Source organism: Mycoplasmopsis hyopharyngis (assembly GCF_045276885.1).
Classification (GTDB): domain Bacteria; phylum Bacillota_I; class Bacilli_A; order Mycoplasmatales; family Metamycoplasmataceae; genus Mycoplasmopsis; species Mycoplasmopsis hyopharyngis.
Window position 1 is genome coordinate 516,137 of record NZ_CP174164.1, and the last position, 18,049, is coordinate 534,185.

The 18,049-nt window shown below is 23.1% G+C and carries 6 protein-coding genes and 2 tRNA genes; 2 read left to right on the forward strand and 6 right to left on the reverse strand.

The features are described from left to right. Both ACJA25_RS02195 and ACJA25_RS02200 read right to left on the reverse strand, forming a co-directional pair. Window positions 1-2,658, reverse strand: coding sequence for a hypothetical protein (locus ACJA25_RS02195; protein ID WP_406614940.1), 2,658 nt, complete (start codon window positions 2,656-2,658; stop codon window positions 1-3). A gap of 269 nt (window positions 2,659-2,927) precedes the next feature. Continuing rightward, window positions 2,928-3,003 (reverse strand) — tRNA-Lys (locus tag ACJA25_RS02200). A gap of 93 nt (window positions 3,004-3,096) precedes the next feature. On the opposite strand from ACJA25_RS02200, the gene ACJA25_RS02205 reads away from it, so the two are divergent. Then, window positions 3,097-3,172 (forward strand) — tRNA-Arg (locus ACJA25_RS02205). A 90-nt stretch (window positions 3,173-3,262) separates the two neighbouring features. Here the strand turns inward: ACJA25_RS02205 and ACJA25_RS02210 are convergent. Continuing rightward, complete coding sequence (locus ACJA25_RS02210; protein ID WP_406614942.1) at window positions 3,263-4,060, reverse strand: MAG0110 family membrane protein; 798 nt, start codon at window positions 4,058-4,060, stop codon at window positions 3,263-3,265. A gap of 157 nt (window positions 4,061-4,217) precedes the next feature. Here ACJA25_RS02210 and ACJA25_RS02215 point away from each other — a divergent pair, with 157 nt between their 5' ends. Beyond that, window positions 4,218-5,141, forward strand: coding sequence for a hypothetical protein (locus tag ACJA25_RS02215; protein ID WP_406614944.1), 924 nt, complete (start codon window positions 4,218-4,220; stop codon window positions 5,139-5,141). 216 nt (window positions 5,142-5,357) lie between these two features. Here ACJA25_RS02215 and ACJA25_RS02220 read toward each other — a convergent pair whose 3' ends face one another. The 3 genes from ACJA25_RS02220 to ACJA25_RS02230 all read right to left on the reverse strand — a co-directional run bounded on the left by ACJA25_RS02220 (window position 5,358) and on the right by ACJA25_RS02230 (window position 18,012). Beyond that, entirely contained in the window at window positions 5,358-13,973 is an 8,616-nt protein-coding gene (locus tag ACJA25_RS02220; protein ID WP_406614946.1) for a hypothetical protein, read from the reverse strand. Between the two features lie 24 nt (window positions 13,974-13,997). After that, window positions 13,998-15,887 (reverse strand): hypothetical protein, encoded by a 1,890-nt coding sequence (locus ACJA25_RS02225; protein WP_406614948.1) that lies wholly within the window; start codon window positions 15,885-15,887, stop codon window positions 13,998-14,000. 160 nt (window positions 15,888-16,047) lie between these two features. Continuing rightward, window positions 16,048-18,012: an MAG3240 family lipoprotein gene (locus ACJA25_RS02230; RefSeq protein ID WP_406614950.1), complete on the reverse strand. Its 1,965-nt coding sequence runs from the start codon at window positions 18,010-18,012 to the stop codon at window positions 16,048-16,050. Between the last annotated feature and the right edge of the window lie 37 nt (window positions 18,013-18,049).

Sequence of the window (18,049 nt, forward strand, 5' to 3'; positions counted from 1 at the left end):
TTATGATAGTGTTGCTAATTTAGCTTTAGTATCTGTTAATTTACTATATAAAGCACTTTGCAATGTTTGTAGTTTTTGAATATCAATTTCTTTTTTAAATTGTTCTTTTGTAGTTTCATTTAAATTTTTCAATTCATTGTATGCTTGTTTTTGTTCTTCAGAACCTTTATTAATTTTTTCAGCATATTCAGTAATTAGTTGATTTGTTTTTTTAATATCATTTCATAAACTATTAGCATGTTTTTGATGTTCTTCTCTCTTTTTAAAAAGTTTGAGTGATTCTGCTATGAAACTAGTTTTTTTATTATTTAACTCATTGTTTGAATATTTATTTGAATTAAGGAAAGTAGTATTAGTTTTTTCTAAGTCTTCAAATTCTTTTTTCAAAATCATTCTAGCATCTTTGTTATTTGAATCAGAATTACCATTTTCAAAACTAAATCCTTCATTTAGATAATCTGTAATAAGTAGAAATTTATAATACTTATTTTTTCAATTCTTGGAATCAGAAGTTAATTCCTCATTAAATTCATCCATTATTTTCTTTTTGGTATTGTATGTTTCTTTTTTGAATTTAAAGTCAGTTTTCAAATTCTCAATGCATTTTTTTCATTCTTCTTTATTAATGGTTTCTAATTGGTCAGAATTTCATTTTGAATTAAATTCTTTTAATAAAGTAATTTTTGATTTAAAGATTTGATCAAAAATATCATTGTGTGAATCTTCAATAGTTTGAAAAGCATAATTTTTATTAACAGTATTTTCTAAAAATTTAACTACTGCAAATTCTTCATCAACAGCATTTATATCCAAAATCTTTTCAGTTTCATTATTGTAGTTTTTCTTTTCAAGAACATTCTTTGAAATTTGTAGTAGTTCATTTATTGAAAAAACTAATTTTTCATTTCTTCTAATATCAATTTCAGTTTTGAATTTTCCATTAGGTAATAAACCAGTAATGATTTCTTGTTGGATACTATATTCAACTAAAACATTAACATTGTTTAAAGTAAATTTTTCAAAACTATATTTTAGTTCTTGATTAGGAAAAATAGCTTGTGGACCTGAAATAGAAAATAGTTCATTCATTTTATTTTTAGTTCCATCATTAAAATTTTCTTTATTGAATAATTCTGAATTAGTACTATTTTCAGTTAAAGGAATAAAATCTCTAATCATTTCATTGAATTTTTTAAATTGTTCAATTATGGTTTTATCTTCTCAATCAAAATTTTTACTTTCTTTAAAAGTATTTAATTGAACATTAATTTTTGGAACACTAATTAAGTCATCTCTAGCAATACTTTTTGAATTATTAACATTTTCTACAATAGTATTGGTTTTATTTTCATTGTTAGAAATTAAAACATATTCTGAATGAGCAGGATCAATTGGGTTAGTTAATTCATAATAATATTCTACAATTATTTGTAATGTACCTGTTAAGTCGTTAGGAATAAATTTGTATGTTTTTTTGCCATTAATTGAATTTCTATAATAATTGCTATGAATATTTTTAAAGTTTGAATTTGGTGCGAAATTTAACACTTGATTAATGTCATCAAATTGTGATGGAAATAGTTTTGAAGCAGCATCAGTTGCTACATATCTAATAGTCGATAATTCAGAAATATCAGATTTTAAAGAATTAATTTTATTCTTGATAGTTTCTTGACCTTTTCTAAAATTAGAAATTGCTGTTTTTAAAGAGATTTCATTAGTTGATTCACCTTTGTTATTCAACATGTTAACAACATGGTCATAGTAATTATCAAATTCACTTTTAAAATGTTGTTTAATTTTATTAAAACTACTTGCAGTTGTTGATGAACCACTAGTTAATTTTGATGAAAGATCTTTTAAAAATGATTCACAATCTTTTTCAAAAGTTTGGGTATCCTTAATGTTTTTGATTGTACTAATATATTCATCAAAAATTTTAACTAAATCAGTAAAAGTATCTGTTTTAGTTTTTAATTCTGTCAAAATGTTTTTAGCATCAGTATTTTTTGAATATGGACTATTAATGATCTTTTTCAACATTTCGTTAATTTCATTTTCATATGTTTTTGCTTGATTCTCTAAATAGATAAATTTATTATCATCAGATCTTTTGAAAATCGATTCATAAAGTGTTAAAAAGTCTTTAACAGTTCTTTCTGCCTCTGAACGTAATTTATTATGTGTTAATCTATCATTTCTGTCTTTTAAATAAATTGAAACACCAGTAATTGCTCCAACTAATGCTAAAGCTCCTGCAGATAAAGAAGTTGATAGAACAATCATCTTCTTTTTTTGTTTTTTCTTGATAGCTTCTGCAACATTAGGATCATACATTGCATAAGCAGGATTAAATGCTGGTTGTGCTGTTGCAATTTCATATGTAAATTGATTGGTTGGCATTGGCATAAAGTTGGTTGGAAACATACCATTTTGCATATTGTTTTGTGGCAAAAGATCCGGAACCAATTGATTCATTTGTCCAGACTGTATATTCATTGTATTTGGATCTAATCCCATTTGGTTGGGTTGCATTCCTGCTTGTGCTCCCATTGCATTTGGATCAAAGTTCATTTGATTTGATTGCATTTGAGGTTGCTTAGTTGGATCTTGACCAAAATTATTGATAAGATTCTTATCAGTATTATTGTTGTCCATAAAAACATATCTCCTAGCACTATTTTTTAACCTATCCACTTGTTAAAAAATAGCATTTATTTATAACTTAACTCTTTTATATTTAATTTATTTATTATATTATATAAAGTACATTAATATAACATATAAATATATTTTAATATAATTATATTTCTTATGACTTTTAGAATTTAATAAGCTCTAAATTTATTTTTTTGTCTATTTGAAAGTTAAAAAAATAAAAAAACCTATCACTATTGATAGGTGTAAAATGTGGTGAATTGACCAAATGGTACGCTCTAGAGGACTCGAACCTCCGACCCAATGGTTAAAAGCCATTTGCTCTACCGCCTGAGCTAAGAGCGCATATGTTTTGCTTCAAATGCTTATATTATAATAACATAAAAATAATTTTACAAATAAAAGTTTTTTTGTTTTATAATGATAAAGTAAAAATGCGGCCGTGTAGCTCAGTTGGAAAGAGCACAAACCTCCTAAGTTTGGTGCGGCGGTTCAATCCCGCCCATGGTCGCCATTTTTTATATTAGTTTAAATAAAATAGACTCATACAACAACAAGCTACCAAAAAAGAGTCTATTTTTTCTTTATTTTTTTAACAAAAAGATTAATTTTTTAATGAATTAAGAATAACTAGAGTATATCTAATTAAAACAATAAAGTCAGTTGCTAAATGAAAACCAAATAAAATTCCTTGTTTCATTAAAAAATCTTTTTCAACTTGGACATCATATTCCTCAATAAATCTACCTCTTTTAGAAATTAACATAAAATCAATTCCCATATATAGCACAATTATTATAAAACCTAAAACTGCTATCAAAAGATTTAATTTTCTTTGGACAAAACTATCATTGGTTAAAAAAGTAATTAAAATTACAATTCCTAATGCAATGCTAATAGCAATAATAATTGGTCACACTTTAGAAAAATTTATTACATTAAAATATGCTAATATTCCTACTAATAACATAGTAACACTAGGTATAAGTAATAAAGCTAGTGATTTAGCAATAGGTTGACTAAGAAAATGATTGATAATTGGGATTAACAAAATGCCTCAAAATAAAGCAAAGAAAGTTAATACACTTATTAGTCATCCTTTTGACATTTTATGTGAAAAAAATGAAATGATTATTGAAAGAACAAAAAATGCTATAAATAATGTGATTGTAATAATTAAAAAAGCAAATTCATTAATATGTTTTTCAATAAAACTAACAATTGCTTTTTGTTGTCAAACAATTAGTGAAGCAAAAGCAATAGTTATAATCAAAAAATAAGCAAATCAAATCATTGACAATGCTAACAAAGAATTCTTTTTCATTGTGACAGGATTTTTTAACTTTGTTTCTTCTGCAAAGTTATTGTTTTTTTCATTAAATATTTTTTCTTTTAATTCCATAGTGAATTAATTATAAACAAAATAAATAGTAGTGCTTAACCTTTTAAAGGTTTTTAAAACTTTTAAAAATTTCAAAATTGTATATTATATGTTTGTAATCCCTTTTCTATTTTTAATAGAAAAGTGCAATACAAATTATATGGAGGTTATTATGAAAATGAAAAAATTTATTTGTCCAAAAATTATTAGTTCCCTTTCTTTAATATCTATACCAATAATTTTTACTTCAAGTAAATGTACTACTCATCAAAATGATGAAAAGAAACATAAAGATAATGTTGAACATATACAAGAATCTGATTCATTAACTCAAGAGATAATGAAGATTAAAGTTCAATTAAAAGATAAAAATATTCCAGTTGACAAACTTACAATAAAAGATTTAAATTTTTATGACTATGATCCTTGAAATTTTATAGTTGTTGAGCCAAAAATTAAAATCATTGACAAAAAAGGTGCTATTTTGGTAATTTTTAGACTCAAAGAAATTAAGGCTAATAAGACAAGTCAAGAAATTGAATTAAAAATACTAATTTCAACACCAAGTATAATTGAAGTACTTGATGATGTTGAAATAGTAATTTCAGAAAAAGTTTTCATTGAGAAAATTACAAATACTGATTTACATTTTAAAAATCTACCTAGCAATTATGTTGTTGCTTATACAAAAATTGAACATCAAATAGATTCAAATAAGGTTGAGATTAGTTTTGCAATTACAAATCTAACAACTAATGAAACTTCAAAAGAAAAAACAATTTATTTAAATTACAATGAATTCCCTATTCCTCAAGAAACTTTGGATGAATTAGCTTCTAGCATTAAACCAATTTTAAAAAATGAAAATGTTTTGTTAGAAGATATTTTGAAAACACCCTTTGATCAGGCTATCACTTTCTTAAAAGTACATAAGCGTATAAAAATAATAGATAAGAAAATGACAAAAACTAAAGAAAAGAATTGCTTAAATATAAGTTTTAAAATTCAAGATCCTTATAATCTAAATGTTTCAAAAACCATTGTTACAAAACTAAGAGTTAATGATAAAAATAGTGGAAACTTATTTCCTTTTGGAACTTAGGGATTACTGAATAACTATATTAAGATATTTATAATATATTCATTAAAAAACAGACCAATAATTTTTAAACTATGGGTCTGTTTTTAAATATTATTTATCAAATATGGATATTTTCACATTTTTGATTATGAAAATTTTGTTCTAATCTTAATATTTGATTGAGTTATGAGTTAAATCCATATTAGTTAAGATTTAACAAGCTCTATAAATAATTTATTAGTATTTAATATTATCTTTAATATAATCTGAATTATTTCGATATGTTGTTACATCATTTCAATCTTTAGAATTAGAAATTGTTTTGTATGTTTGGTTAGTAAATTCTTTGTTAATAAAGTTTCCGGTAAATTCTAAAGTATTTATACCTATTTGGTCACTTAATCCCATTCAACAATTGTAATAAGTATTTATAGAATTTATATTTTGAGATTTTTTAGCAAAAAATTTTGTTGCCAATCATCTTTTTATTTCTTCCTTTATATTACTATTTTCACCATTGTCTTCATATTTCTTATTGAATTCAATGTTTATAGGACTTCCTACACCAACACTTAATAATTGATTATAAAATTTAATTTTTTCATTTACAACAAGTTTTATATCAGTTGATAATTCATTAATAATATTTTCACCTTCAATAAATGAATTCTTTAACAATAATTTATCTAATCTTGAAATAATAAAGTCAAAATTATATTTTTGATTTTGAACTTCGTATTTTATCACTTCAAATTTATCTGAAGAAAAAGTATTTTTATATTCCTTTAGTTCAGCAAATAAATATTGTTTAGATTTAATTTCATCTGCAATTGCAACTTGATTTACATCTGAATGTTGCACATCAAATAATTGTTCAAAATTATTGTCTTTAATCTTTTTCACAAAAATTGTATCAGCAGAATTATTGTAATTATTTACATTAATTCTATTTAAATATGGATTTGTATATTTTAATAAATCAGTTCTTTTTAAATATGAGTTATTAACTACAAATGACTTTATTTTACTAAAACCAGTAGTTGAGGTATTAATATCATTTCTAGAACCTACAGAATTATTAAATTTACTATTGTTTACACTAAGTTCTGGTTCATCACCAGTAATTGTTTTAGTAGAATTTATTTCGAATAGATTTTTATTTCATTCATTTAATTGATAAGGTTTTATCATTTTTGATAAATCTATTTCTTCATATATATTATCTAAATATAAATCAAAACCATTTGTATTGTATTGTACATTAGAGGTTTCATTTATTAATTTAATAAAGTTTTTATCATTAAAATTAGTATTGTCAACCAATATTTTTTGAACGCTAATGTAATTATTTTGATTTGTTTTTTCTATTTCTGAAATTGTAGAATTAATAGCTTCAATTTCTTTGAAAGTATTTTCAAATTTTAATGTATCAATTTTTGAATTTTTAATAACTATCTTATCAACATTTTGCCCAATTGATAAAGTTGATATATCTGAATTTATAATATAAACTTCATTCATTTGTCCATAGTTTGCTGAATAGTTAAATGAAACTTGATGTTCATTATTGAATATGCAATTACTAATGAATTTTTTGTTATTATTTTCGAAAATAAAATGTTCTGAAAAACCTTCTTCTGTATTTATGAATGAAGAAATTGCTTTCATTATTTCTTCACTAGATGGGTTAGAATAAGTATAATTTCTCAATAATTCTTGAGCTTTATTACCATTGTTAATAGCAAAAATATATTTATTTGTTTCATTAATAAATGAAGTTAAAGTTATACTACTTCTTGTTTCAAATTCGCCAGTACTAATATCAAAAATTTTAAAATTATTATTACTATTTAATAATGAAGACAATTCTGTTTTAAACTTATATAATTTATTTTTGAAGCTAGTAAATACTTCATTAGTAATACCGAAAATTTCAGCTAAAACATAATTTAAAGTATGATTGTCTAGAACTTCTAATGTTTTGTGATTTATGCTATCAAAAAATAGTTTTAACAAAATGTACATTTTTCTAACTTCATAATCATTTTTTAATTCATATAAACTATTAGAAATGTTTTCTTGGAATAAGACAGATAGCATTGAGTAGTATTTTAAAAATTCTCTATGATATCTTTTAACTTTTTTAACATTGTCCTCAAAATTAGTTGTTGTATTAAAGGTATTTATATAAATTGAACTATATTTTTTAGATACATCAGTAAAATCTATTGTTTTTTGATTTCCTTGTTCATCATAATAAGTTATTGAAGGGTAATAATGTGGTGAATTATTTATATTTAATGTGTTTTCATTTTCTTTAACAATAATTTTTCTATTGTAATAAGAATCTGAATTTTTATTTCAAAGATATTTATAAGGAGAATCTATAGTTTTATCTAAATTATTTGTTCCATCATATAGTGTTCATTCATCTTGTTTTTTAACTTTCTGTGTAAAAATACCTTTTTGTGAAATTGAACCAGAATTGTAATTTTTAGCATATAAGTTTAAATTTTCACCTACAAGAATATCGGAAACAGCTATATTTTGACCATTTTTTTCGCCTAATTTGAAAAATCCTGATTTAATTTGTTCTTTATTTATTTCAAAAGTATTCGAACTCATAGAATTATTAATTTGAATTCTTAAAATAGATTTTAAGGTGATTTCACCTTTTACATCATTTCTTTTTAAAATTGAGTTTGCTCTATTAACAATACTTAGAATATTATTTGAATTAACATTAATATTATTCAAACCTAAATCTTTACTATGAATATGTACATCTTTAATAGCGGAAGTATAAATTTTTGATTTTAATATTGAATCGTTTACTTCTCCTAAAACATCAATGCCTTCAAATTCATTGAAAATGGCTTCAAATAAGTCAAAAACAGGTTTTAAAGCATTAATTAAGTTTTCGCCTTTAGAATTTAAGAAGTTAATAACAGATATCGATCTGCCCATTGCATTGCTAATATTGTTATTATTTTCTACAAAAATAAATTTTTTGTCTTGATTTTCAAGAATAGAATTTAATGAAAAATTCTTTAAAGCATTTAATTCATTCATTACTTTTGATAATCATGTAAATGAATTATTATTGTTGTTTTGATCTATTCCTAAAATGTCTGTAAAATGACTTCCTTCATTAAACTTGTTTAATAAATGGAATTTGCTTATAGCAAAATCTAAAACCATTGTTTTGAATCTATTTGCTTCTTCAATAGAATTAAATAAATAATTTATTTTTTCAAATCAATTAGTTAAATCTGATTTGAAATATCTATTTAATTCATTTAATTTTGCATCAAATTGATTGTAAACATTGGAACTACCTGTTCAAATAGATGTATTTATTTGTTGTTTTATTTTTGTAGCAATTTCATTATTTTTATTTTTTATAGTTGAAATAAAACTTACAATATTATTTGTTTCACTAGTTACTTTTGATTTATTTTTATAATCTTCATTATAACCTTTTAAATGTGATTTATATTTAGCTTCTAATTGACTATAATGTGAATCGATTTCAGTTTTAACATCACCAAAGTAATTATGTGTATTCACAAATTCTTTCAATTTCTTAAGGTTTTCAAGATAGCCATTTAAATTATCTAAAGCAACCTTAAATTTAACTCTTTCCGCATTGAATTCATTATATGTGCTCATATAATTACGCAATGTTTCTTTAAATGTTGAAACAGCATCAACAGAAGAATAATACTTGGTTCATAAATTAGATGTTGAATCAAGATTATCAAGATCTTTTGAAATATTTTCTTCGATTTTATCTATAAAATCATTTTGTCACTTAGTCATTTTTTCACTAGATTGTGATAAAAATTCTGAATTATATAAATGAGTATTATCAATATTGTTTATTTTATTAAATGATTTAAATGACGAAATAATTCCTTCAAAATCCTTATGTAAATTAAAGGCATTAGTATTAGTATTTTTTAGAATAAATTTATGAACATTTGTTAAGGTGTTATTTTGCATACCGAAAAATTCATTAAACTTACTTAATGTTTGTTCTTTATAGTAGTCTAAATATTTATCAAAGGTTTTATAAGTAGTCGATGCAATATTTTGTTCTGAGCTAACTATTGTTTTTAAATAATTAGATAATTCATTACTCTTTGTATGTCAAGTAGTAGCAGGAGTAAGATCCTTTATTTGAAAATCCTTATTACTGTAATTTTGGTCATCAATAACTACATTGAGGTTACTAATTTCCATATTGTTTTCATTAGGGTAATTACCTGAATATTTAGAATAAGTATAATATTTCAATAAATAGTTGTTAATTTTAGTTCATTTAACTTTAGCGCTTAATTTTTCAATATCTTCTCTAGTTTTCTTTATTTTTTCAAATAATTGTTTAGTATATTCTTGACTAAATGCTTTTATTTCTTCAAAAGTATTATCTTTAATTTGTTCAAATTCTCTTATTCTCAAGAATTTATCCAATTTTTCTCTAATGAAGGCATTAGTATTACGTTGTTGATTAATACCAAAGTAATCATTAGTGATTTGGTAGAAACTATTGTTATTAGTAATTTCATCTTGAATTTCTTTTATAGCAATTTCTTTTGTAAATTTAGTTACTCATAATTTTTTCAATTCTAAATCTACATCTTTTTTAGCTAAAAAGTTTCCAGATTTTTCAAAATATACAGCATATTGATTGAATAAGGTAAATGATTCATTACTATCTTGCGCTAATAATGTTTCAATTAATTTATCCTTCTCAAAAGGATTAATTTGTACATTATTTTCTAATTTTTGTTCTTTAAATAAAGAATAAGTCTTATCAACGTTATGCTTTGTTACTGTTTCTAAACTTAGAGATAATGTTTCACTAGTATCATTTTGTTGTTTAATAATTTCATCATAAACTTGTTTAGTAGAATTTCAATTATTGATGATTAAATTACCAAAACCAACCAATTGGTTAACTTTTGCTTCTCATTGTGACTTAACAAAATAGTTAGTGATTTTTTCACTAATTTGATTGTTTTCATTATAGTTGTTTGGAATAGTAGTAAATAAATCAACAAATTCTTGTTTGTGTTTATTAAATTTTGTTTGTCTATTAGTCTTAACAAATTTAATAGGACTTGTTTCTTGTAAAGAAGTTAAATATGCATTAGTTTGTTCAAAATTAATATTTAATGTTGAATAAATATTTATTCTTGTATCAATTTCATTTTGACTAGTAGCAATTAAACTTTTAATTCCTTGTAATTTTTGTTGATATTCACTTGTTTTAGTTGTAGCTTTGGTGTATTTAAAATTATTGTCAGTATTTTTGATATTTAAATTTTTATTTTTTAAATCAGCGAATGAGTTATTAGTTAAATTACCAAAATTTGAAACTATTTTATTATGAATAACATCTGTTTGGTTAAAAATGTTATCAAATTTAGCAATTTCAACATTAAATTTTTCAAAAGCCACTTTATGTAAAGCAAATTCACCTGTTGCTGTTAAAATTTTAGCTTTTTTGTTAGTTATTTCAGTAGTTTTTTCTTGAATTTGCTCTAATGTAGTATTTACATTTAAAGTTAAATTCTTAGCATTTTCAGCATAAGCATTTTCTTCAGTTCTAATTACATTAAATAATTCATCCTTATAATCGCTTGAACTATTAGTTGTTGAACTAATAGTTGTTTTATATTGTTCAATCAATGCTTGTAAATCTTCAATAGCTTTTTTGTGATTTTGATATGTTTGAACAGCTTTTTCTCATTTAGAATTTAATCCATTAGTATATTCTGTTCACTTTTCATTAGTTTCATCATTTTTTGCTAAAGAAGCTATTGCTAAATCAAGATATTTTTTAACATCTTCCCCTAAATAACTATAGGCAGTTTTAGGTTCAATTTTGAATTCAGCATTTTGTAATTTATTGGTAATTTCTTTGATTTTTTGATCTAATTGTTCATGAATTCCAAAACGAGTTGTAATTTCATTAGATGCAGAAGATAGTTGATTAAGGAAATTAATTTGATTTTGCTTAGCTTGATCTAAAGAAACCTTTTTTAAATCTTTTTTAACTGATACAGAGTTAGTAGTGTATAAATCAAATAATTTCTTAGTTTGAACATTTAAATAAGGTTGATTTTTATATTGATTAAATACTTTCTTATATCCGTCTGATTCAGTAGCTCCAATTTCTTGATCAATTTTATCAACAAGTTTTTGATATTCAACTTTTTCACCATTTATAGAATTGATTGTTGAAGTTAAAGTGTTTCTAGCATTGTCATAAAATTCTTTTTCTAAAGTAGGCGAAATATTGTCATAATCATTTTGCGCATTTGCTTTAGCTTGAGTTAATTTTTTAAATAAAAACTCAAATTCAGTTTGAAGTTGATTTAAAGTCAATGAAGAATCTTCAATAGCTTTTTTAAGCGCATCATAAGCAATTTTTAATTCAGTGTGTCCTTGTAAAATTTGACTTCATTTGGTTTTGAAAATTGACAATGAATTTTTTAAATTAATGAATGATAAACTATTATCTTTGTTCTTTAAAAGATCTTGAACTTTTATTGATAAATTATTTTTTTCAACAGTATATTTAGAAAAAGAATTAGGTTGAGAAAGAAAATTATTATTTATAAAAGTAGTTTCTAATTGTTTTAATTCATCAATATTTTCCTTGAAAACTTGTTCACGGTATTTATAATTCTTTTCAACATCTTGGTTAGAAGTAGTTACATTTTCAATAGTTTTGGTATAAAAATCTAAGTAATTTTCAAAAGTAGTGAAAGTTTCAATCTCACTATAATCCATAAATTTATTAACTTTAGTTTTATCATCTTCAAGTTTTTGACGTAATTCTTTTCTAAATTCATCGTAATTATAACTATTGAAATTAGTCAATGAATTGATTCATTGTTCAGTTTTATTAATTGCTACAATTGTTGAATCTCTTTTTTGTTCAAATTTACAAATATCTACAATTGCTTTTTTAAAAACATTACTGAAACTAGTGTATGTTGTTTGCATTTGTTCTAAGTTATTATTGTTAGAACGATAAATATTTTTTAAATATTGTTCATGATTATTTATGGTTTTAGCTAAAACAGCATATACTTCAGTGTTTGGATATTGAGCAACATTATCTTTAATAGAAAGATATCATTTGTAATGTTCTAATGGTTTAAAATTATCTAAACTAATAGAATTGTCCACAATTTCATTTACATTATATAATTTTGCTTTTTCAAAAATTTCTTTGAATTTGGTTTGTGAATTAGCATTAAGAACATAATCATTTACTAACTTATCTAATTTTTCTAACTTAGTAAATAATGCAACCATATCATCAAATTCTTTATTTTTAGTAGCATAATAATTCTTAACTTCTGCGTCAAATTTTTTAATATCATCTGAAGAATCGAAAGCATAAGGTTGTGATTTTTTTGTGAAATTAGTGTAATCTTTTCTAATCAATTCACAAAAATCTTTGTATTTATTATGTGAATTTGCTTTTTTAATTAAATTATTAATTGCTTCTAATGTAGGTGTTACATATTTTAGTAAGTATTCACTAAACTCTTTAATTTTGTTTTCATCACCATTTATTAACTCTTCATAATACTTAAGGTTATGAGCAGTCAAAACTTGTGGTTGATTGATTCATGTATCTCAAGACACATAATCTCTGTCTTTATTAGTTAAATCAAGTAATGAAGAAATTTCTTGAATTTGTTTTCTTACTAATTCTTTAACTGCTTGATCGGCAGTATTTTTTTCTTTAACTTCCAAATTATTTTTAGTTTGGAGCATGCTAACATATAAATCTTTGAAAGTTTCTAATTCAGATTTTCATTTTGGTCATCTAGCATTTAATTTATCAACAGCTTCTTCAGCCTCTTTTTTTGTTGTACCAGCTGAAAAAACTTTATTTGCTAATGAAAATTCGGAATTAGGATTTGTAATTCTGAAATATAAAGAATCTTCTTTATTGGTTTGTGAATAAAAATTGTATAAATCATTTGACCCATATAAACCAGTAGAAGAATCAGCATTTTTCATATTTTTAATGATTTCTTCATACTTGTCTTTAATTAACTTATATTTAACATATTGGGTTTCTAAATCAATAATACTACTTTTTGCACTACTGTGGTTATTTTTTAAATTAGCAACAAAGATCTCAACATCTTTTTTAAAATTGTTGGGATCTTTAATATTTTTGGCTAATTGAGAATATTTGCCATTGATTTCAATCAATGATTTTTCAAGATTTTCAATTACTTTTAAAGAGTATTGTTTATCTTTATTATTTTTATGACTATCAATGAATTCTTGAATTTCAGCACTAGCTTTTTCAAAATCATTTTTAACATTATTAATTAATGCCTTTTGTTTAGACTTAGTAACACCAACATATGCAACTCCCGATAAAATTGCTAAAAGTGCTAATCCACCACCTACTGTTGAACCCAATATAATCTTGGTTTTTTTACTCATTGGTTCTTTTTTAGTTGCTGGATTTATAGTAGTAGCTCTTTTTACCGCTTCTTGGTACGCTTGTTGTCTAGCAATTTGTTGTGCTTGCATTTGTTGTTGTTGCATAATATAAGCTTGTTGCTGCATATAATTTTGTTGTGCAGCGTTCATTTGCGGATTAGCTTGTTGTTGAAATTGTTGCTGTTGTTGAGCATTATTTTGTTGATTATTTTCTACTTCAAAAGGAGAATCAGTGTCGTTTCAAACATCTTTTTCTGCTTGTTGATTAGTAGGGCTTTCTTCAACTACTTCTTCAATTCAGTCATTTTCATTATCATCATCAAATATTCCGAATTGAATAATTCTTTTTTCTATCCTTAGCATAAATATCTCCATAAATTTTATCCACTAATTTAATTTGCTTTTTAGTTCTGTTTTGAACTCTTCAAATTTTTTATTATTTTCAATTCAATTTTCATAAGTAAATTTTGGATCTGTAACACTATCATTGATCATTGAATTAAAAAGATTTGTGTTTTCAATATATTTTTTTTGAAAGTCCATATCAATATTGTTGTTAACTTGTTCTTTATATTTTTGGTATAAATTATTGATTCCAGCTTTTTCTTTGTCAGAATCAACAGTATTTCATAATGTTTTAACTTTTTCTATTATTTCTTTTTGTTTCTTAAGATCATCTTCAAAGGTTTGCTCCAAAGTATCTAAAGATGTAATTTTTTGTTCTATGTTTGATGTAGTAAATTCACCATTGTCATAACTAGTTGAAATTTTTATTAATTCTTCTTTTAATTTCTTGATAGGGTAGGCTGCGTCAATTTTGATATCAAAATAACTAGTTCTTTGTTGCAACTTATTTAGTTTTGGGAAAAAGAAGTTTTTAATTTTCAATTCAAAACTAGTTAGTTCTTGTTTTTTGGTAGCAAGTAATTTAATAATTTCTATTTTTTTATCATTAACTTCATCTTTTTTAAGAGTTTCAGCTTCAATTTGTTGTTTTATGTCTGTGATTAGTTTTTTTACTTCTTCATATAAAGTTTTGTTTTTAGTTGCTTTAACCTCTTGTTTATTTAATCATTCAAAAACTTTTTTAATTTCTTCTTTAGTTTCAACATAAATAGCATCAATTTCATTCTTTTGATTATTTAGTTGTAAAAGGTAAAATTCAAGTTTTGAAGTTTCTTCTAACAATTCTGCGTCGGTAGATTCTTTGTAAAGAATTCTATTTGCCTCTAAAATCATAGTTTCAATATCGATTGATATTTCAGCATATCTTTTGTAAATTTTAAAATCATTATTTTTTAAGTTAGTAGCTTTAGCAATTAATGATTTTAATTCATTATAAATTTTATTTCTTTGTCTAAATTCTTCAAGAACTTTTTGATAAACAGTATCTAAATTCTTGATTTGCTTCTTAATAGATTCGATATTAACTTCTATAAATTCAGGATCAGAAGGGAGATTTTTGTGAATGTTTTCAACTTTTGATTTGTATAAAAATTCATATGAATAATTTATTTCTCTGGTTAATTGAATTTTTAGCTTTGTAAATACACCTATATTTAAATCTACATCCGCGAAATTTTTACAAGTAGAAATCAAATTAGAAAGTTCATTATTTAGGCTTTCACGTTCAGAATATTTTTTCTTGTAATCGTTATAGATATAATCGAGTTCTTTTATTTTGCTTTCTAACTCTGGTTTTGGAAAATAAGAACCAACGTTAATGTATTTTTTATATTTTTCTAATTCTTCTTTTAGCGAAATCCTAAAATCTGAATAAATGAACTTGTAAAATTTGTCTTTATTAAATTCATTCATTTCTTGATACAAATTAGTGAATTTATTTTTTACAGCATCAAATTCCTTTTTGAAGGTCATTGATTTGTTAAGAGCGCCTTTTAGCTTGATTTGAAGATCAAATAAACGTGATCTATTTTGTTCTGAATATCTTTGAGATAAAATTGATATCTTATCAATCTCTTCATTAACTTTTTGCATTGTCAAAATTAAATCAAGATTCATTTTTTCTTTCATCTCTTCGGTAGCAAAATCAGTATTTAAGAAAACATTTGATTTTTGCATTAAATCATTGATTTTATCAAGTTGATAGTTATATTCTTTTCTAGCATTTTTGTTCTTAATGTTTTTAACTAAGAAAACTAAACTAGTAGCCAAAATAGAAATTGTTGCTAATGATAAAAAGATTGGTAGAATTTTTTTTCTTTTTCTTTTTGGTTTTGAATTATTGTCATAAAAATCTTCGTTGAAAGAATTCATATTTGTCCCTTATGTTACCCTATAATTTTGATTAAATCTATATTAGTAAACTAATTATACTTAATTATATTAATATATTAATAATATTAAATACATACATATTAACAAATATGCAACAAATTTTTTCGATTTTTTAATAATTTTTTTGCTTAAAAATAGCTTATTTTTTGACTAAATATGGAATATTTATTTCTTCATTAGGATAATTTTTTTCATTAATTTTTTGATTATTTTCTTTAATATATTTGTTTATTTTTGAAAAATTTGTACCCTTAAAACCATATCAATAATAAGTGTTTGATAATAATTCTGGAATTTTTATTGCTTCATTTTCTAATAAAATTTTTTGATTTTTATCAATTGGAATTCATAAAAATTTGATTGGTAAAGCACCTGAATCAGTTTTTGATCAATCTATATTTTCTAGCTTAACAATTTTTAAATAATATGGTTTTAATCCTTGTTCATTTTGTGAATTTTTGAACGAAAAATCATCAAAAATGTAATTTGATAAATAAGCATTTAAGCGATATTCAAAAGTTTCAATCGAATCATAATATTTATCTCAAAGTTCACAATTTTCAATGTCTTTTTGACTATTTTCTTTTCAAATAACTGAATTTTTTGAATAAAAATAAGTGAAAAAATTGAACAAAAATTCAATGTTTTTGTTTAAAAATTGTAAAGGGTCTTGGCCTTTTGGTCACTTGATTATTGGGTTAATTTTGGAATAAGATCTTACTCCATAAATATTGTCTTTTTTAATATCAAAGATAGAAATATTTTGCTCATTGTAATAAGGATTTAATAAATGTTGATGAGAATCAAAATCTGGTGAATACCATTTTTTATAAACTTTTTTATTGTCATTTTTAGTTATTTCAATAGTAAAACAAACCAAAGATTTGGTATTTTTAACACCTTCTTCTTTTGATTCATTAAAATAATAATCTTCAACTTTTACAACTTTATATTCTTTATCATCTGGGTGTTTTTTTTCAACATCGACTTTAAAAATATCAGGTGATTTGTAAAACAACTTTACGATTGCTTGAGAATTCAAATTTAAAATTGGATTTAAATTCTTTGTAAGATCTTCGAATGAATTTATTTCCAATAGATTTTTCTTAAAACTTATAGTTGGGTTTTTAACATATTCATTAAATAATTGTTCTTCATCATCAATAGTATAAGTGTAATTAGGATAAGAAATATCACGATAATTGTTTTTAAAATCATCTAAGACAAAATAAAATTTCTTTTGTTTTGAATTTAAAATAGAATGATTGTTTTTATCTAAAAAGTCAATTTTTAGCTTTAAAAATGAGGAATTTGAACCTTTTTCAAAAAAAAGTTCTACATGATCAAATTTTCTTTCTAACTTTTCATCGTACAAATCATATTGAGAAAACATTAAATTTAAAAGCTTTTTATAGTCCTCTATTGTATTTTCATCATTTAATAATGCTTGACTTCTTATGTCAGAATAAAGATTATTTTGTCTTGCAAAAAGAGCATCTAAGAAATGATATTTGCTAGCAAAATTAATGATTGTTTGAATTTCTGGAACACAAAAAATTTGATTTGAATTTGATATTAAATTATTTTCTTGATTCAAATCCATTTGAAATTTTTGTTCGATTTTTTCAAAGTAAGTAGTTAAATTTTCTTTTGAATATTTTTCTAAATTAGTTCCAAAAAATTCTGAATATTCTTTATCAAAAAAGAGATTATTTATTGATAATTTTTGTTCGCTTTTTGAACGAACTATTTTGCTTTTTTCACCTTGCTTAAAGACGTTTAAGTAAAATGGGTTGTATAAATATTTAGAATAAAATTCTTTGTTTTTTAATTCGTTTTGATCAGAAAAAAACAATTGCTTTTTGCTATTTAAAAACTCTAAAATAGTTTTATTTTTTAAAAGATTAGGATTTATAAAAAAGTTGTTAAATTCCTTTAATTTTTCAATTTGAGAAACAGTAAAAAAATGAGGCAAAACCTTGTTTTTAAGATTTTTATTAATAAAAAGATTGCTATTTAAATCATTTTTTACACAAGAATATGAAATAAAAGGAATTGAAATAATCGGTAAAAAACTAAATAAAAAAAAGTTTTTTTTCTTCATTTTTTAAGAACTTTCTACCATTAATTGATAAGCACAA